Genomic DNA, 17,697 nt, shown 5'->3' on the forward strand with positions numbered 1-17,697 from the left:
TTTTTCTGCTTCCCCTTTTGAAATATCAGTGTTATCTATCTCATTTGCATGAACAGTAAGAGTATGGAAGGGACAGTTCATTGAATACATCATACCACTTATATAAATGTTATTCTTTTCTAAATATTACACAGAAAACGGTGAATATTCTGCTCTTCATTTCTTTTTTCTAAAATTTTCACAAATTAAGTTAGGAAATTTTGCTTAAGTTGTACCAAAAAATTAAGTATAAAGGGGGGACAATGGAATTCAAAGGGATTATAGGTAACTTTTTAGCGGTGGGTTTATTATTTACAGGATGTTCCACAATGCAAAATTCGAATTCTGTAAAACAAGCGAGTGGATCACAAAATATTGCACAAGTGATAGAGCTTCTATCAAATAAGTATTCAGAAACAGTGGCACATATTAAAGATGCGATTACAAATGGAAAGACAGATGTTTGCACAATTGATCGGGATGGAGCCGCAGAAGGGAGAAAACAATCATTAGCAAATGTTCCAACGAAAAAGGGATATGATCGGGATGAATAACCCATGTCCATGTGTGTGCGACGCGTTCTCGTATAAGCGTTTAACAACGTGAAAACGAGCACTTCTGAATACAGAAGGAGAACTAAAGTGTCGAGAAAAGGAATGAAAACCGTCATGTTGAGTTGAAACTTCTCTCTTAATATCCTGCATGCATTAATAAATGGTAGTTAAATAGTGTGTGAAGCCAGGTGAAGTCGGCTGAGAGTTACTACTAAATCTTTTGCTTGATACTTACTAGTTCGTTGTACAAAGCCAACATCTCTAGCAAGATCCCGTAAGGTATTTGGAGATAAAAAACTTTGAATCTCTTCAGCAAATTGTTGTAATTCATTAGAAACAGACATAAAAAACGCCATCCTTTCCTATTGGAGTATATCCTATAGAATAGACACTTGAAAAAAGTCTATTCTATAGGGTATTTCTTGTATAATAAAAGGAAAATTCGGATCGGAGAATGTTGAAAATGACAAAAAAACTATTTACAGAAAGAGAAATTCAAATTCTATCAAATAACCTATACGTAAAATCTGTAAGTCAGAAAGGTATCACTTATACAGAGGAATTTAAGCATATTTTTATTGAGGAAAATGAAAAAGGAAAGCTACCTCGAAATATTTTTGAAGAATGTGGTTTTGATATAGATATGATTGGAATGAAACGAGTTATGTCATCGGGAAGTAGATGGCGTGCTGCTTATAGAAAAAATGGTGTATTGGGTTTAAGGGATACACGTATCGAAAACGCTGGCAGAACTCTTGAGAGAGAGCTTACGTTAGAAGAAAAGTATGCCCGTTTAGAAGCCGAACGAAACTTACTAAAGGCGGAAAACGAATTGCTAAAAAAAATCAAACTTATGGAAGGGAGGAGGAGAAGGAAATAACACTACCACCTAGTCAGAAATTTATCTTGATTCGTTCTGTCATCATGAAATACAACTTAAGGAATATGGTCAGTCATTTGTGTAAAGTAGCTGGTGTATCCCGTTCGGGATACTATAATTACTTTTCAGTTTCATCTCAAGAACAACGGAAACAAAAGAGTGATCGAGATGAAATCTTGAAGGAAACCATATTAAAAGCACTTCGATTTAGAAATAGAAACAAGGGGGCTCGTCAGATAAAGATGACATTGGCGGGTCAGTTTCAAGTTGTCTACAATTTAAAGCGAATCCTTATAAAAGAATGCTTAAAGCTACAAAAGAACATCGAATAGTACCGAATCAATTAAATCGGGAATTTAAACAAAATACCCCAGGGAAAACACTTCTTACAGATATCACCTATTTAGTTTACGGTAAGAATCAAAGGGCCTATTTATCTACAATTTTAGACGGCTCAACTAATGAAATTTTAGCTTACCATGTTTCAGAACAGATGACATTAGAGCTCGTAACGACAACTCTCCATAAACTAAAAAGGAATCCGCGGATTCGATTGACTGAAGGTGCTTATATTCATTCAAATCAAGGATCCCACTACACAAGCCCTACCTATCAAAAGCTAAACCTTGGACAATCCATGTCAAGAAGAGGAAACTGTTGGGATAACGCCCCACAAGAATCATTTTTTGGTCATCTGAAAGATGAAGCTCATATAAAACCTTGCGTGTCCTTTAATGAATTGAAACAAGAGATTAAGAAATATATGACGTATTATAATCATTATAGATATCAATGGGATTTAAAAAAGATGACTCCTGTTGGATACAGAAATCATCTTCTTGATGTTGCCTAACTTTTTTCAAAATGTCCTTTACAAAGGGTACGGATTATCATTTGCTCCTTTTTACATAAATTCTACATAAAATTTATTGTCAATGATTCCAAAAGCAACTTTACACGGGAATGAATTTTTTCCTGCTGAAGCAGCTTGTAAACAAGAAAACACCCAATATTCCAGTTCTAAGGGTAAGCGATATGTTTGAAAACTGCAATCATCATTTTTTACTGTTGCGATTGGTGTATGTACCCTAGTTGTAGCAAAATCATCCGTTGTTATTATTCCTAGTGAATTATTAGTGTGAAAACCTACGCTAAATACTTCGTAGATTATGCCGTCTTCCTCATTAATAATCATAGGTATATTTAGAAAGGGATAGTTATTAATATCATTATGAATAATTGCTCCTGCTACGTTCTTTCTTACCTGATTCCCTTGCATTTTTACACTCCTTTAAATGAACTAAACTTGATAACATCAACTTATTCTATTTAACATCTATTATATTAGAGAATTGCAGTTTCATCTTGTTATAAAAAGCATCTGTACATACAACAGCGCTATTAGACGGGTCAATATCAACAACGGTCATATAACTAGAGAGCAAATAACCGTCCTCATAAAATGTAATCATTATTTCTTCTTCTGATACTAAGGAACATAATAGCATATTTTCAATTCGTTCTTTTTCGTCAGTTGTTAAAATCGGACGGGTGACTTTGTGTTGTTCCCTAATGATTTCACGACTCTCATCAAATTGGGGTGTTAATGCTGCGAATGGAGCCCATTTCACCATTCCGCGCCCTTTTGGCATATTAGCGTTGTTCATAATTTGTGTCCTCCTATTAGTGTATTTCTGTATCTAGCTGTGGCGCTATTTGTATACGAAATTCCTCTTAATATGCTGTTCTTACCAAATTTAGTACGTATTTCGTCCATTACTTTCGTTAGTTTCATTTCTTTTTCTCGTTGTATTACATTATCGAATAGTGAGATTTGTTCTTCGCCTGCATTGATTAAGTTAGTTAAAGAAACATTTATGGATCTAATAGGTTCTCCAGTGTAAAACTCGTGTAAAAAATATGTACAAATCTTATATATATCCATTGTTAAATTGGTCGGTCGGTTCATAGTGTGAGTTTTTCTGAAGCCACCAGCATAATTTTTGCTATAACCAATGGAAAAATGGACAGTTTGAGCTAGTTTATTTTGCCTTCGCATTCGATAACAAACTTCTTCTATATGCTCCAGTAGAATAATTGGAAACTCTTCTATAGTGTAATCACGCATAAGTATTTGGCTTTTACCAATAGAAGTTGTTGTTGGAACGTATTTTTCTGATATACGGCTAAAATCAATGCCGTTACTATGTAAGTGTAATTCTTCGCCAATAACGCCGAAGCTTTGTTTTAAGTATTTAAGTGGATATTGTGCTAAATCTCCAATTGAATGAATTTCCTTTCGGTTTAACTTCGCTTCTGTCTTACCTGAAATTCCCCAAAACTTACTAAGTGGTCGTATTGGCCATAATTTTATGGGTACATCTTCGTACTTCCAGTATGCTATACAATCTTTAGTTTTCTTCGCTTCCACATCTAAAGCCACTTTGCTCATTAAAGGGTTAGGGCCAATTCCTATTGTGCATTCAATCCGTGTTTTCGTATAAATTTCACGTTTAAATTTCAACGCAAATTCATAGGGATCGTTAGCAAATAAATGAATACTATCCGTAATATCCATGAAGAACTCATCGATGGAATATTGGTGAAAATCCTCAATAGGAACGTACTGTAAGGCTAACTTTGTTATGTAATTAGAACATTTAATGTATGTTCCCATAATCGGATTTACAACAAGAATGTCTTTTCTGCGAGGAATCTCGTATAATCTGGCCATCTTTTTTACACCCAATGCTTTTAATGGTGGAGTGGCAGCTAGAACGATTGAACCATTTCTATTTACATCACCTACTACTGCCAATTTTGTATACATAGGATCTAACCCCATTTTGATGCAACTTACTGAAGCGTAAAAGCTACGTAAATCAACACATAAGATGATTCTATTCGGTAAGATAGAATAGTCATACACTGTTATTCCTCCCTAAATAAAAAAAGAACGTTTGTTCTCATTATATACGAACCTGCGTTCTTTTATAAAGAGTTTTTGTTTAAAAATAATTTTTGCATAAAGAAAAGACACTCTTATATGAGTGTCTTTCAGATATTCTGCTTGTGGGGGCAGAAATTCTAACACCAATCAGTAATAAGAGGGCATAGATATATATCCTCTTATTACTGGTAAAGGCACAAAACATAAAAAAAGAGACACTATACAGTGTCTTTTCTTGTTGATATTGCTTTAAGGAAAATGTAGTGATTAATCAAAGAGTCTTGGATGCTTCTTGGTTAATCTAAGTATAACACTAATTTAAATCTTAATATATTAAAATTTAAATATATTAAGTTGTATATTTCGATTGATACTTTTTGTTTTATAATCAAAAGAATACCGCCAGTATTTTTAAAAACCTCCACGTTAAGATTATAAACAATTTTATACAGTTTTTTGACTGATTCAGTAACAAACAAGAAACCTAAAACCGCACTATAATAGGGATGTATAAAAAATTGTATAGGTAGATAGGACACCAAAGGAGCTTCCCTTGTGAGAGTAAGGTTCCTCCTTTTTCCTTGCTACCAATAATGAGACGTTATGTTAACCTCACATGAATAGAATATACATCTTAAAAACAGAAAAAGACTACCTTTTTGAAGTGCACCCCAATTGTTAGACACATAATTAACAATTGGAGGTGTATTTTTTATGGCTAAATTTTCTTCAAAAGATAAAATACAAGCAGTAAAACGATATCTAGAAGGTACGGAAGGTGGAAAAACCATTGCTAATTCTATAGGGGTTCATCCTAGAGAACTTTATCAATGGATTAAACGGTTTGAATTTTCAGGGGAAAAGGCGTTTGAAAAACGCTATACAACTTACTCTCTCGAGTATAAACTAGATGTAATTCATTATATGAATGAAAATGGGACATCTCTGAGAGAAACAGCTGCTTTTTTTAATATTCCTTCTTGCGAAACACTCCGAAAATGGAAAGTAGCTTATGAAACAGAAGGATTAGATGCCCTAAAATCAAAGAAAAAGGGGCGTCTAACCATGGCCAAAGAAAAAGCTAAACTACAACATTTAAAACAAAACGAAGTATCTCTTGAAGGTTCTATAGAAGCGCTACAAGCAGAAAATGAACGTCTGCGTATGGAAAATGACTATTTAAAAAAGTTGAATGCCTTAGTTCAAAAGAAGAAAACATCACAGACCAAGACAAAGCGCAATTGATTTATGAATTAAGGCATAAATACAAGGTCGTTGACCTTGTGAAAGTCGCTAATATCGCTCGTAGTACGTATTATTACTGGATGAAACAAGCGAAACGTCCAGATAAATATAAGAAAGTTAAAGAATTAATTAAAGAGATCTTTAGTGAGAATTTTGGGAGGTATGGTTATCGTCGTATTACATTGGAATTACGTAATCGAGGCCATGTATTAAATCATAAAACCGTTCGACGTTTAATGAATATCCTGGGATTAAAATGTCTTGTTCGATTAAAAAAATATCGTTCATATAAAGGGACTGTCGGGAAATTTGCTCCTAATATTTTAAAACGTAATTTTCACGCATCAAAACCAAATGAAAAATGGGTAACAGATGTGACGGAGTTCCACTTACATGGTAAAAAACTATATCTATCACCTGTTTTAGACTTATATAACGGAGAAATTATAGCTTACAATATAGAACATAGACCTGCCTATTCCCTTGTTTCTAAAATGTTAAATAAGGCGTTTCAACGTTTGAATGATAAGGAAACTCCTATTTTACACTCGGATCAAGGTTGGCATTATCAAATGCGACAATATCATCAGTCGCTTAAAAAACATAACGTTATCCAAAGTATGTCCCGTAAGGGAAATTGCTTAGATAATGCAGTCATGGAAAATTTCTTTGGCTTATTAAAATCTGAATTACTTTATCTTAAAGAGTTTGAAAGTATGGAACAATTTAAGCAAGAACTAGAAACTTATATTCATTACTACGATCACAAAAGAATTAAAACAAAACTAAAAGGGTTGTCCCCTGTGCAATACAGAGTTCAATCCTTAGTAGCTGCTTAATATATTTGTCTAATTTTTGGGGTTCAGTTCAAATTGGGTTCAATAAATGATGCTTTATCGCATCTTGAATAGTTTTTGCTCAAAGGGTATTTTCCACAATTATAGAAAATATTCTTTGTTTGTTAACTCTTTATTGTTGGCTAGATTGTTGGTTCTTTTTAGCATCCGCTTGAGCGTTTTGTTGTTTTACTGCTTGTACATCTGTTTCACTAGCAAATTCCGTTCCAAATTTGTTAGATGCAGCGTTTGTTCCTGCAGAAGTTTTGTTTGGTTGTTTGTTATTATTCATTACAATCACCTTCATAAAATTTAATGTTCCCAATAGGATCGTAACTATCCCAAAAAGCTTTTAACGAATATACGATTGCTAATAATAGGACGTTATGTTAACTTCACGTGTATATGTTATATATCAAAACTCCTCATCAGTGTTCCTCCCACATGGTACAATTAAGAAAAGGAGGAGAACTTCAAAATGATTTTAGAAGCAGTCATGTTGCAAGTAAAAGATGGTATGGAGACGGAATATGAATTAATATTTAAGCAAGCATCCTCAATCATCTCTTCCATGCAAGGATACATAAGTCATGAATTACAACGCTGTATGGAGCAGAAAGGAAAATATTTGCTCCTTGTGCAATGGGAAACTTTAGAAGACCACACGATAGGATTTCGTCAATCTGAACAATATCAAGAGTGGAAAGCATTATTGCATCACTTTTATGATCCATTTCCAACAGTTGAACACTTTAAGCTTGTAGAGTTATCACGAAACTGAACTTGACCGTCTATTAATACTTGAAAAGTAACTCCCAATAACGATAATTATGTAAATAAGCTGTCCATATGGGCAGCTTATTGTATTTTTTGGCTTAGCGTGGTATCTTTCGAAATGCTGGTGATATCCCAACAACGTTCTGTTATGCTAAAGTAAGCTAAAGAAAGTGGTTTGCTTTTTTTAGCTTATAAAGAATGGAGTTTAACAGTGTACTAGAAAACTTTTGGTACACTATTTACCACATATTGCAAATGAGAGAAGAGTTGTAGGATAAAACATGAAAATATGTAGGAATTAAAAGTAAAAAAAGATAGTAATGGAAAAGTTTTAAGATATTTAATTGTAGAGAATGACATGGTTCACAAAGAAGTATATGAGTTAGTTCCTCCTAAAGTAGTGTACTCATTAGCAATAAAAGGGGAAAGTTTTAGACCTCTATTAGATATTATGAGAGAGTGGAGTGAAAAATATATGGGGACAAAATTGGGAGAATAAAACTGGTTCTTATCTAATTAATGAAAAAGGTCTGTAGTATATACTATAGACCTTTTTTCTATTGGATTAACTGAGGTATTGTTTTAATATTTCTAAACCTATTTCTAATTCATCTAATGAGTTTGTAGAAGAAAGAGCAACACGTAAATATTTACTAGGAGTAGTCTGCCCACTAATAAAACGATCAGAATGAAAAATTCGAACACCAAACGTTTGTAAATCAGTTTCTAATTTTAAAGCATCAGAATGAGTTGTGATAGGAAGCCAACGGTAAAAGCTCAGAGGATGTCCAATAGACGGGATGTCAGGGAAATATTTTGAATAGAGTTCATTTGCAGCTTGAGCTTGGTATTTTTTTTGATTAACGATTTCATGAGCCTTTCCCGACAATATCAGCTCAGTTATAACCTCCCCGTCTAAAGAAGACGTTTTAACATTGACATTAAAGATGGCCTGCAAAATATTATTGCGCAGCGGCTCTCCAAAAGTCATATAAGCAACTCTCAGTCCAGAACAAATGCATTTAGAAGTTCCACTAATATAAACACTTTGTTCTGGAAGCAAATTGAACATAGGTTGTTGATAATCAGAAATAATACCAGCTGTCAAAAATGCATGTATATCATCTTCGATCAAAATTAAATGGTGTTTTCGAATGATAGCTGCTAATTCGTGCTTACGAAAATCTGCAATCATAATCGTAGTAGGGTTTGAACAAGAGGGCATTAGAAAAATCCCGTGAATATCTAATTGACTACATTGCTTATCAAGTTCATCTGGGAGCATTCCGAATTCATCCCCTTGAATTGGGACTAATTGAATATGGAGCATTTTTGCTAATTCAATAAAGTTTGAATATGTATATAAATCGGTTGCAATGCGATTGCCAGGTTTAAATAAAGCAGTCAATGTAATGGCCAAGGCATTTTGCGCACCTGAAACTATTGCCATATGTTCTTGTGTTACATTAATGCCAAAAGAACGCAGCCAATTTAAGCCTGCCATTTTTTGATGAGGAAGACCAGTTGGATCATTGTAATTGAGTAGCTGTTCCAAATAACTTTTACCTGCGACCGTTTGAATAACTTCGGCTACTATATTATTAGATTTCTCAAAGGATGCTACAAAGCCAAGGTCGATACTGTTTGTCATTTGTTCTGTTGATATGGTAATTGACCGTGCAGCATTAGGCGCTACAAAAGTTCCATTTCCTGTGATTGCATAAATTAAGCCCTTAACTTCGCAAATTTTATAAGCGCGAGTAATAGTCGTAAAGTTCAAATCCAGAAAATCCGCCAGTTCTCGTTGCGGTGGTAACTTTGTTCCTGGGGCTAATAAACCATTTATAATATCATGTTCAAGTAGTGCGGCGATTGAGGAATAAAAAGGACGCTTTAATAAATTTTTATCTGGTTTCCAAGACATAAAATAATTATCAAATGAATTTATTGGCATGTTACACCTCGATGGTTATATTTTGTACAAACTATATAACAAATATGAAAATAGATTACTCTCACATTTTCTATCAGTAGAATAACACACATTTTCTTATGAAAATTGTAATCCATACAATAAATTCGTTCATTGTATGGATTTGTTGTGTTAAATTTACATTCAATAAAGCTTTGGATAAGGATGTGAATGATTTGAAAAATAGTAAGCAAATAAAAATTGCATTTCTTGCAGCTTTTCCCTATACAGCACCGATTCTTGCTGGTTTTGTATTTTTAGGAATCGCTTATGGAATTTATATGAACTCATTAGGCTTCAGTGCAATATATCCATTTATAATGAGTTTTGCTATATTCGCAGGATCAATGGAGTTTATTGCAGCAAATTTATTACTAGTTACGTTTGATCCAATTAATGCACTTTTTCTAACATTAACAGTGAATGCACGTCATTTATTTTATGGTATTTCTATGTTGGATAAGTATAAAGGCACCGGGAGAAAAAAATTCTATCTTATTTATGGATTATGTGATGAATCTTTTTCTATTAATTCTACTGTTGATATTCCGAAAAATGTGGATAAAGGGTGGTTTATGACTTTTGTTACATTACTCAACCATTCTTATTGGGTACTAGGAGCAACAATTGGCGGCATTTTTGGGTCATTAGTACAATTTAATACAAAAGGCTTAGAGTTTGTTATGACAGCTCTTTTTGTTGTTATTTTTATAGAACAGTGGATGGAACAAAAGAAACATCATAGTGCTCTTATAGGACTCATCCTTTCTATAAGTAGTCTTATTATTTTTGGTGGAAATAATTTTATTATTCCTGCCATGATTATGATTGTAGCAATGCTTACTGTTCTAAAAAAGCCAATTGAGAAAGAAAAGAAGGCTTCCGCATAGTAATTTGTATGCTCCAAAGGATCATCACAATTACATTGTTTGTCTTAAAACATTAAAAAAATGTACACTATGCATCGGTTTAATCTGTACTGGATTTCTCCTCTTCAGAAGCTTTATTACAAAATTAAGATACTATATAACACTTTATAGTTGGAGGATTTATTATGACAAATAAAGTTTCTTTTTCCTATATCCTAATGCTAGGGTTTATGTTATTTGCATTGTTTTTCGGAGCAGGAAATTTAATTTTCCCGCCTATGCTTGGTCAAATGGCTGGAAATAATGTATGGCTAGCCAATGCTGGCTTCTTAGTTACCGGAGTTGGCTTACCACTATTAGCAATTACAGCTTTTGTTTTTTCAGGAAAAAGTGATATACAATCACTAGCCAGTCGTGTTCATCCACTTTTTGGTATTGTATTTACGACTGTTCTCTATCTGGCAATTGGTCCTTTTTTTGCAATTCCTAGATCAGGTAATGTATCATTCGAAATTGGAATTAATCCTTTTGTATCAAATGGGGCAAGTCCCACTATATTAACCATATTTACAGTAGTGTTTTTTGCCGTAGCATGCTTGTTATCACTTAATCCATCAAGAATTATCGATATAGTAGGGAAATTCTTGACTCCTATTAAATTGACGTTTATTGGATTACTTATAGTCGTATCCGTTGTTAAACCAATGGGCAGGTTACAATCTCCTTCTGGAGGATATAACACGTCATATGTATTTTTTAAAGGGTTCCAAGAAGGATATTTAACACTAGATGCTTTAGTAGCTTTTGTCTTTGGAATGATTATAGTGAATGCAATAAAAGAAAGAGGAGCTACTACTAAAAAACAGTTAATGACTATTTGTGCAAAAGCAACTGCTATTGCTACCACACTTTTGGTTTCTATATACACAGCCCTTTCTTATATGGGGGCTTCTAGTGTCGAAAAACTAGGTCATTTAAATAATGGTGCTGAAATTTTAGCGAAAGTTTCAAACTATTATTTTGGTTCTGATGGTGCAATTTTATTAGGCTTATTAATTACTGTAGCATGCTTGACTACAAGTGTAGGGCTAATCATTTCTTGTGCTACTTTCTTTCATGGGTTATTCCCAAAAGTTTCATATAGAAAAATTGCTATTATCCTATCGATTTTTAGCACACTAGTTGCAAATATAGGGTTAACACAATTAATCAAAATTTCAGTCCCTGTATTAATGGCTCTTTATCCAATGGTTATTTCCTTAATTTTCTTAACGTTCTTACATCCAATATTTAATGGAAACCCCAATGTATATAGGGTTAGTTTGTTATTCACATTTGTTATTAGTATATTTGATGGCCTAAATTCTGCAGGCTTAAATTTTGTAATAATCAACGAATTCTTTGACCAATATCTTCCTTTTTACGGTATAGGTCTAGGATGGTTACTTCCATCTATTATAGGTGGCTTGAGTGGTTATATTTTTAGTGTATTACGGAAGAAAAATAAACTTAATTCGAGTGAAATTCCATTAAAGGAATAATAAATATATGTAGAATACTTCCTCGCTTTTATTAAGTTAATAAGTCCAAAATTTAAAGTAATTTATATAAATGTTATTCATTCTTTTTGAAGTCATTTAAAATAGCTACAGTTTCTATCATCGTTACATTTTTTTAGAAAATAAATAAGAAAAGAGGCTTCCGTATGACGATGAGTATATTCCAGCAAATCATTACAATTTCCATGGTTGTTTTAGGAACAATGCTTACAAGATTCCTTCCATTTGTGTTGTTCCCCTCAGATAGACCTACGCCACAATATGTTCAGTACCTTGGTAGAGTACTACCTTCAGCAGTCATAGGACTTTTGGTGATTTACTGTTTTAAAGATGTAAAATTATTCACTGGTAGTCATGGTATTCCAGAATTGATTGCCGTAGCGTTAGTAATGGTACTTCATTTATGGAAGAGACAAATGTTGTTGTCCATAGCGGGTGGCACAATTATCTATATGGTGTTAGTACAGTTATTATTTTGAATATTTACACTAGTCAATAAATGATATCCTCATCATTGAACCATATTATTAAAGCGATAGGGTATCATTTAAAATATATATTAAAGGGGAATTAGTCATGAAGAAAAGAATTGATGAACTTCAAATCCACGAAAAACACTATGAAGAAATTTTAGAACAAGTAAAGAACGATCCGTATGCAAAATCCTTAGGAATTCAACTAACAGGGTTTAAAGTAGGTTTTGCAGAAGCGACTTTAGAGGTACAAAGCCATATGTTAAATACTCATGAAACTGTTCATGGAGCTGTTATTTATGCCTTAGCAGATCATGCTTTTTCTGTCGCTTGTAACGCTTATGGAAAGACATCATTAGGGCTTTCCACAACGATTCAATTTATTGAATCAGCTAAAGCAGGAGATAAACTAGTTGCTCGTGCTACGGAAATAAGACGAAACTATCGTACGGGTTTCTACCGAATTGATATTTTACATGGGCAGAATCTAATTGCGACTATGGAGGCAGTTTCATATAGGAAAGATCATTATTTTGTTAATTTTGATGAAAGTGTATATTTAAATTCATAATAAAGTGATTTAATTTTCATATAAAAATATAAGAGCCTTGCTACGTTTATATGGTAGCAAGGCTCTTTAAATTTGTTTTATCTGTTATGAAAAAGTGTACTCATTAGTATAAGTATATTCTTTCATAATGGTTGGCTTCCTTTTTAAATCTGAATAGTGTATTAAATTAAATTAAATTAAGAAAAAATATTGACAACTGAATTGACGATATTAAAAAAGGGCTGATATGAATATCAATTCCCTTTAATTATGTATAATTATTTCACTGCTTTTTTTAATTCTTTTCCAGCTTTAAAAGCAGGTGCCTTCCTGCGACTTGAACCACTTTAATTTTAATAACATCATTTTACAACCAAAAATATATCTTTAATCTTTCATATAATATTTTGACATTTTTTTCAGTTAATTGCATGTAACGGGTAAAAAATAGTCTATTTCTTGTAAACTCCTTTTCTCCATAACCACTCAATAGGACCATAACGGAAATATTTACTCCAAATCTTGCTGAATATAATTTGTACAAAAATAATTAAAATCCCGAAGATACATAGTTGCCAGTAATACACGTGTGAGACATCTTTAAAGCACCACGAAAGAATGACAAGCGTAAGTATGCTTTGAGAGATGTAGTTCGTTAAAGCATACTGGCCAACTTTCATAAAGGGGTGCAGACATTCTATATATTTTTTATTCTCACAAACTCTAAGTAGAGTACAAATATAGAATATAGCTAGCGTTTTCCCTCCAAATAGAATCCATAGTTGCACATCCTGAGAGTAATAGACATCCGTTTTTATAAAGTAGTAGATAATAGGACAAGAGAGAAGACATGAAATGCATAACGAACTCCACTGTAAAAATCTAATTTTCTTTATTAATTCCGGTACCCTTTTAAAAATATTTTTCTTACCAGCCCATAAACCGATTAAAAATAACCCTATATATTCCGGAATTCCTATTAGTAGTTGCTGAAATTCCTGGGTTATTAGAAAGAAAAGACGTGCTTTTACTTGATGTGAATAATGTGTAAATAGATTTACCGTGTGATTGGTAGTGTTGCCTGTAAACATATATTGATAGTAGTTTGGCACTTCTAGAATAGAAGAACTTGTTCGTAAAAATACAATAATATGTAATACATAACTAACTAGTAGGAAACTACAACCAGCTATAAAAATAAGCTTAGTAGATCGCTTATAAAAGAATAATAGAATAAATCCAGCTAAAGCATACGCATGTAGAATATCTCCATACCATAGAAAGGTGAAGTGGAGTAAACCGAAGACTAGTAAAATACATAGTCTTCGGGTAAATAGCTTATACATAGGATATCCTTTTGCTTCTGTATTTTTCATAAAGATATAAAATCCTACTCCAAATAAGAATGCGAAGATAGTGTAGAACTTTGCTTGTATAAACAAATCTACTAAAAAACGAATCGTTTTATCTGTACCAGTGTAACCTGCCTGATTAAAGGGATCTAGTCCCGTCATAGTGGGTAGATTCGCAAATAGAATATATAGTATGGCGATGCCTCTTATTATGTCTAAAGAATGAATACGGGCGTTTTGTTGCATGCTAATTCTCCTTTCTTACAAAGAAAAACGAGCACTATACTAGCTAGCGCTCGAATTACGTCTTGCAAAGAATCCATCATATGTAGCAGCTGAAACGGCTCCTTCTAGACGTTCAACTTCTTCACCTCTGTTATAAGCTACGATAACTGGAGTACCTGGAATATCGAACTCTTGAAAGACACTTTGATTTTCTGGTGTAGAGATATCAATATGATAGATGGTTCTATCATGCTTTTTTGACATACGATTGATATCCGGTGCAGCTTTTTTACAAAAATGACAGGTTGGTTGATAGTAATACGCAATGAACTCTTTATGTGATTGTATTTTTTGCTTTAATTCTTCTTTGGAAATATCTTTTATATTTTCAGGTGATCCTTTTACATCTGCAGCAGATACAATTGTTTTTTCTGGTGTTATAGTTTCTGTTTTGACTGATTCATTTTTAGTTAAAGTAAAGATTGCGATACAAGCAACGCATAAAGTTGTGATAACTGCTCCAATTTTGTAGACTTTTTTCATAGTATATTCCTCCTTAAAATAAAAAAAGGACAAACCTCGCCCAAGTTAATAGGGCGTAAGGTTTGTCCTTCACGCTACGTACAATAGAGTATAAACAATGGAAACAAATTTTCTATATATATAATAACATAAAATTCGTATAGAATGCTATAAGAGTTTTAAAAGAAAAGTAAAGGAATAACTTAGTTTTTATAATTTCACGTACCAAATTGTATATACAAAAATCATACCCACTACAATAAGGGGATTCTGAGTGTCTCTTCCAACTTATAGGGACAATATACACCGTTATTAGGGGTATCACCACATCGCAATCAAGTTAACAAAAGTAAATACCCCAAAAATGAAAATTTTATCCGTTAATACGAACTCCAACATATTTTTGTTTTGTAAAACCATGCGATCTTTAATTTACTGACAACGTGGATTAATACAAAATATAAATAGAAAAAATCCCTAACAATATCCAAAACAATGGTTAGGGATTTTTTCTATTTATTAAAAGATTAACGGGTGACTTGCAAAGCAAGTTACCTGATTTTACTATAGATTTCTTAGGATTTTCTGACTCATTCACTTTATTTGCTGCTTCTAAAAATGTAGCAACATAATCCAATAGAAACGAATTATTTACACTATCATAATAGGTTTATATATCTATACTAAACATTCAGTATATATATTCTCAATTCAATTGCTACTATACCTGTGTTAAGTTATTAGTGAAAAATAGATTTTAACAATTAATTAATATTACAAGAAATAAGTAATTGCATCATTTTAGTAATATGGATACGAATAGAATGGAGGAATAATTTTGTATAAGGTATCACAATTTAATGTACCTTTCAAAAGAGATAATATTAATTTTCTATATAATAGCCATACAGGGGCGTTTGTTAAAATTTCTGATGAGTATACGGATACTATAAAAAAAATTAGCAAAAAAAACTATAATGAGATTCCTAATTTACATTTAGAAGAATTAACTAGGGCTGGTTTTATAGTAGAGAATTCTTTAGATGAATACGGCGTTTACCATTATTTAACTAATAAAAGCCGTTTTGGAAGTGAATATTTAGGTTTAACCATAGCAACTACATTACAATGCAATTTTCGCTGTCCATATTGTTATGAGAATCATGTAGATGAATATATTGAGGGACAAAAAGAAGAAGATTTGAAAAATTTCATTCAAAATAACTTAGGAAATAAGACTGAATTTTCTGTTACGTGGTATGGTGGTGAACCATTATTAAAAAAAGATCTTATAGATAGAATGTCAAAGTATATATTAGCAATATGCAAAGAAAAAAATATTCAATTTAGAGCTAAAATGGTTTCAAATGGATATTTACTTAATAAAAAAATTGCAGAACATTTGGTCCAAGAGAATAACGTTAAATATGTACAAATCACATTGGACGGTGGCCCAGAGACGCATGATGTGACTAGAATCTTAAGAAATAAGCAAGGTTCTTTCAATAAAATTTTAAATAATATTAAAGAAATACAAGATATTATACAAGTCGGAATTCGTGTAAATGTTTCAAAAGAAAACGTTGCAGATGTGTATAAGCTTTTTCCTATTCTAATGAATCAAGGATTAAACAACAAAGTTTCCGTGTATTTTGCTCCAGTAGGGGCATACAATGACGTTTGTCAATCTATTAGTGAATCCTGTCTAGTAACAAGGGAGTTTGCAAAATGGGAGACAGATTTGATTGAATACGCTGATAAGATTGGCTTCAATATGGGAAATCTTTATCCTAAAAATCGTGGTGGTTGGGTTTGTCAAGCTGTAGATAATAACTCTTTTGTTGTGGATGCCTACGGTGATTTATTTAAATGCTGGCATGAAGTTGGAAATAAAAAATTAAGAGTAGGGAATTTAGCAGAAGGCATTACTTCGTTACAAACCTTAACAAAATGGATGAATTGGGAATTGCCAAACAAATGCAAGACATGTAATATTATGCCTCTTTGTAAAGGAAGATGCCCTGAACTGAGTTTAGAAAAACAAGATTTTGAATGTGATCAATTAAAATATAATATCAAAGATAGATTATATAGATATTACATAAAAAATCCTATCGATAAACAAAAAGTACCGGAAACTGAGGTTATTAAACAATCTAGTTAATAAAAGAGTTGAGATATACTTTTAGTGAAAGGAGGTGAATATAATGGAGTACATTGTAAAGCCAATTACATTAAATCCTAAGGATAACAGTGATCGATTAGAGTGTGGTATTAAGTTTAATTAAGACTTAATGATAACAGAAATCGATAAGAGTAGGTTTTTAACAAAAGGATATGTCGTTTCCATCATATATGGTAAGATATATCCTTTTGTGTATTTTTCTTTTCTTAGCTACATAGGGATGTGGTACAACCCCTTGTTAAAGTTTTTTTAGTAATTTAATTTGCATAAACATATTTATGTTCAATTAATATTATAGAGTATATAAAAAGACACTATAATATACATAGTGTCTTTTTATATGTTGACTAGTTCTGAAAGAAAATGTAGTGATTAATCATAATTTGTTGGATGCTTCTTGGTTAATTCTATTATAACATTAACATAGAAGAATTTAAATGCATTTATGCATATATATGATTTTAATTGTATTTTAGACACATCTGAATTTCTTTCTTTCAATTTCCAAAAATTCCAGTTTCTTTATTTTTATATCTATACTATAATTTAACTGCTAAATCGTAAAAAAGGAGTTCTAATAGATATGGAGATGAGAAACTTACAAAAACTAATTGAAGACAAGAAAGTAGAATTAATTAAACTTGTAAATAAATATGGATTTAGACATCAGCAGGTGCTAAGTTTAAGTCAAGATATAGATAAGTTAATAAATCAGATTATTTATATAAATCACAAATATAAGTAGAACCCTACATTTATAATTGCAGTT

At 32.3% G+C, this 17,697-nt stretch carries 17 protein-coding genes and 2 pseudogenes; 11 read left to right on the forward strand and 8 right to left on the reverse strand.

Going from position 1 to position 17,697, the window contains the following annotated elements; all coding sequences use genetic code 11:
* Nucleotides 1-242: 242 nt before the first annotated feature.
* Nucleotides 243-530, forward strand: a pseudogene (locus MR167_RS07800) (NucA/NucB deoxyribonuclease domain-containing protein); the annotation flags it as partial.
* 170 nt (nt 531-700) lie between these two features.
* Here the strand turns inward: MR167_RS07800 and MR167_RS07805 are convergent.
* The gene (locus MR167_RS07805) at nt 701-877 is read right to left on the reverse strand and encodes a hypothetical protein (RefSeq protein ID WP_170951601.1); all 177 of its coding nucleotides are present in this window, start codon (nt 875-877) and stop codon (nt 701-703) included.
* Between the two features lie 110 nt (nt 878-987).
* Between MR167_RS07805 and MR167_RS07810 the strand changes: the two are divergent.
* Nucleotides 988-2,266, forward strand: a pseudogene (locus tag MR167_RS07810) (IS3 family transposase).
* A gap of 51 nt (nt 2,267-2,317) precedes the next feature.
* Here MR167_RS07810 and MR167_RS07815 read toward each other — a convergent pair.
* Genes MR167_RS07815 through MR167_RS07825 form a run of 3 tightly spaced genes read right to left on the reverse strand, consistent with a single transcriptional unit; the run spans nt 2,318 to nt 4,342 of the window.
* The gene (locus MR167_RS07815) at nt 2,318-2,692 is read right to left on the reverse strand and encodes a hypothetical protein (RefSeq protein WP_242314309.1); all 375 of its coding nucleotides are present in this window, start codon (nt 2,690-2,692) and stop codon (nt 2,318-2,320) included.
* Between the two features lie 46 nt (nt 2,693-2,738).
* Nucleotides 2,739-3,080, reverse strand: coding sequence for a YolD-like family protein (locus MR167_RS07820; protein ID WP_242314311.1), 342 nt, complete (start codon nt 3,078-3,080; stop codon nt 2,739-2,741).
* Nucleotides 3,077-4,342, reverse strand: a complete 1,266-nt coding sequence (locus tag MR167_RS07825) for a Y-family DNA polymerase (RefSeq protein ID WP_086397818.1) — start codon at nt 4,340-4,342, stop codon at nt 3,077-3,079. The genes MR167_RS07820 and MR167_RS07825 overlap by 4 nt, the downstream gene beginning before the upstream one ends.
* A 735-nt stretch (nt 4,343-5,077) precedes the next feature.
* On the opposite strand from MR167_RS07825, the gene MR167_RS07830 reads away from it, so the two are divergent.
* Nucleotides 5,078-6,447 (forward strand): IS3-like element ISBth167 family transposase gene (locus tag MR167_RS07830; protein ID WP_242314313.1). Its coding sequence is split into 2 segments (ribosomal slippage): nt 5,078-5,543 and nt 5,543-6,447, totalling 1,371 coding nucleotides; the frame shifts between segments, so codons are not numbered across the junction.
* A 130-nt stretch (nt 6,448-6,577) separates the two neighbouring features.
* Here the strand turns inward: MR167_RS07830 and MR167_RS07835 are convergent.
* The gene (locus tag MR167_RS07835) at nt 6,578-6,751 is read right to left on the reverse strand and encodes a gamma-type small acid-soluble spore protein (protein ID WP_097913692.1); all 174 of its coding nucleotides are present in this window, start codon (nt 6,749-6,751) and stop codon (nt 6,578-6,580) included.
* Between the two features lie 171 nt (nt 6,752-6,922).
* On the opposite strand from MR167_RS07835, the gene MR167_RS07840 reads away from it, so the two are divergent.
* Together MR167_RS07840 and MR167_RS07845 are read left to right on the forward strand one after the other, a co-directional pair.
* Nucleotides 6,923-7,225, forward strand: coding sequence for an antibiotic biosynthesis monooxygenase family protein (locus tag MR167_RS07840; RefSeq protein ID WP_086397815.1), 303 nt, complete (start codon nt 6,923-6,925; stop codon nt 7,223-7,225).
* Nucleotides 7,226-7,579: 354 nt separating this feature from the next.
* The gene (locus tag MR167_RS07845; protein WP_081359174.1) at nt 7,580-7,720 is read left to right on the forward strand and encodes a winged helix-turn-helix transcriptional regulator; all 141 of its coding nucleotides are present in this window, start codon (nt 7,580-7,582) and stop codon (nt 7,718-7,720) included.
* A gap of 66 nt (nt 7,721-7,786) precedes the next feature.
* Here MR167_RS07845 and MR167_RS07850 read toward each other — a convergent pair whose 3' ends face one another.
* A complete protein-coding gene (locus MR167_RS07850) occupies nt 7,787-9,175 on the reverse strand; it encodes an aminotransferase-like domain-containing protein (RefSeq protein ID WP_086397814.1) in 1,389 nt (462 codons plus the stop codon).
* A gap of 173 nt (nt 9,176-9,348) precedes the next feature.
* On the opposite strand from MR167_RS07850, the gene azlC reads away from it, so the two are divergent.
* The 4 genes from azlC (at nt 9,349) to MR167_RS07870 (ending at nt 12,665) form a co-directional block, all read left to right on the forward strand.
* Nucleotides 9,349-10,083 carry an azaleucine resistance protein AzlC gene (gene azlC / locus MR167_RS07855; RefSeq protein WP_086397821.1) on the forward strand — a complete coding sequence of 245 codons (735 nt, stop codon included), beginning with the start codon at nt 9,349-9,351 and terminating at the stop codon, nt 10,081-10,083.
* 164 nt (nt 10,084-10,247) lie between these two features.
* A complete protein-coding gene (gene brnQ / locus MR167_RS07860; protein WP_242314315.1) occupies nt 10,248-11,603 on the forward strand; it encodes a branched-chain amino acid transport system II carrier protein in 1,356 nt (451 codons plus the stop codon).
* 164 nt (nt 11,604-11,767) lie between these two features.
* Nucleotides 11,768-12,100 carry a branched-chain amino acid transporter permease gene (locus MR167_RS07865; RefSeq protein WP_086397812.1) on the forward strand — a complete coding sequence of 111 codons (333 nt, stop codon included), beginning with the start codon at nt 11,768-11,770 and terminating at the stop codon, nt 12,098-12,100.
* A 97-nt stretch (nt 12,101-12,197) separates the two neighbouring features.
* On the forward strand, nt 12,198-12,665 hold the full coding sequence (locus tag MR167_RS07870) for a hotdog fold thioesterase (protein ID WP_074790869.1): 468 nt from the start codon (nt 12,198-12,200) through the stop codon (nt 12,663-12,665).
* Between the two features lie 431 nt (nt 12,666-13,096).
* Here MR167_RS07870 and MR167_RS07875 read toward each other — a convergent pair whose 3' ends face one another.
* Together MR167_RS07875 and MR167_RS07880 are read right to left on the reverse strand one after the other, a co-directional pair.
* Nucleotides 13,097-14,242, reverse strand: coding sequence for a DUF418 domain-containing protein (locus tag MR167_RS07875; RefSeq protein ID WP_242314317.1), 1,146 nt, complete (start codon nt 14,240-14,242; stop codon nt 13,097-13,099).
* A gap of 39 nt (nt 14,243-14,281) precedes the next feature.
* Nucleotides 14,282-14,764 (reverse strand): thioredoxin family protein, encoded by a 483-nt coding sequence (locus MR167_RS07880; RefSeq protein ID WP_016078510.1) that lies wholly within the window; start codon nt 14,762-14,764, stop codon nt 14,282-14,284.
* 817 nt (nt 14,765-15,581) lie between these two features.
* On the opposite strand from MR167_RS07880, the gene MR167_RS07885 reads away from it, so the two are divergent.
* Both MR167_RS07885 and MR167_RS07890 read left to right on the forward strand, forming a co-directional pair.
* Nucleotides 15,582-16,907: a radical SAM/SPASM domain-containing protein gene (locus MR167_RS07885; protein WP_000278933.1), complete on the forward strand. Its 1,326-nt coding sequence runs from the start codon at nt 15,582-15,584 to the stop codon at nt 16,905-16,907.
* A gap of 604 nt (nt 16,908-17,511) precedes the next feature.
* Complete coding sequence (locus tag MR167_RS07890) at nt 17,512-17,673, forward strand: aspartyl-phosphate phosphatase Spo0E family protein (protein WP_000425966.1); 162 nt, start codon at nt 17,512-17,514, stop codon at nt 17,671-17,673.
* Nucleotides 17,674-17,697 lie beyond the last annotated feature (24 nt).

It is taken from the genome of Bacillus cereus group sp. BfR-BA-01355 (assembly GCF_022663675.1).
Classification (GTDB): domain Bacteria; phylum Bacillota; class Bacilli; order Bacillales; family Bacillaceae_G; genus Bacillus_A; species Bacillus_A thuringiensis_S.

Coding starts and splice junctions, on each gene's coding strand:
- MR167_RS07805 (WP_170951601.1), bottom strand. CDS start 877: ATGTCTGTTTCTAATGAATTACAACAATTTGCTGAAGAGATTCAAAGT.
- MR167_RS07815 (WP_242314309.1), bottom strand. CDS start 2,692: ATGCAAGGGAATCAGGTAAGAAAGAACGTAGCAGGAGCAATTATTCAT.
- MR167_RS07820 (WP_242314311.1), bottom strand. CDS start 3,080: ATGAACAACGCTAATATGCCAAAAGGGCGCGGAATGGTGAAATGGGCT.
- MR167_RS07835 (WP_097913692.1), bottom strand. CDS start 6,751: ATGAAGGTGATTGTAATGAATAATAACAAACAACCAAACAAAACTTCT.
- MR167_RS07840 (WP_086397815.1), top strand. CDS start 6,923: ATGATTTTAGAAGCAGTCATGTTGCAAGTAAAAGATGGTATGGAGACG.
- MR167_RS07845 (WP_081359174.1), top strand. CDS start 7,580: ATGGTTCACAAAGAAGTATATGAGTTAGTTCCTCCTAAAGTAGTGTAC.
- MR167_RS07850 (WP_086397814.1), bottom strand. CDS start 9,175: ATGCCAATAAATTCATTTGATAATTATTTTATGTCTTGGAAACCAGAT.
- brnQ (WP_242314315.1), top strand. CDS start 10,248: ATGACAAATAAAGTTTCTTTTTCCTATATCCTAATGCTAGGGTTTATG.
- MR167_RS07865 (WP_086397812.1), top strand. CDS start 11,768: ATGACGATGAGTATATTCCAGCAAATCATTACAATTTCCATGGTTGTT.
- MR167_RS07870 (WP_074790869.1), top strand. CDS start 12,198: ATGAAGAAAAGAATTGATGAACTTCAAATCCACGAAAAACACTATGAA.
- MR167_RS07875 (WP_242314317.1), bottom strand. CDS start 14,242: ATGCAACAAAACGCCCGTATTCATTCTTTAGACATAATAAGAGGCATC.
- MR167_RS07880 (WP_016078510.1), bottom strand. CDS start 14,764: ATGAAAAAAGTCTACAAAATTGGAGCAGTTATCACAACTTTATGCGTT.
- MR167_RS07890 (WP_000425966.1), top strand. CDS start 17,512: ATGGAGATGAGAAACTTACAAAAACTAATTGAAGACAAGAAAGTAGAA.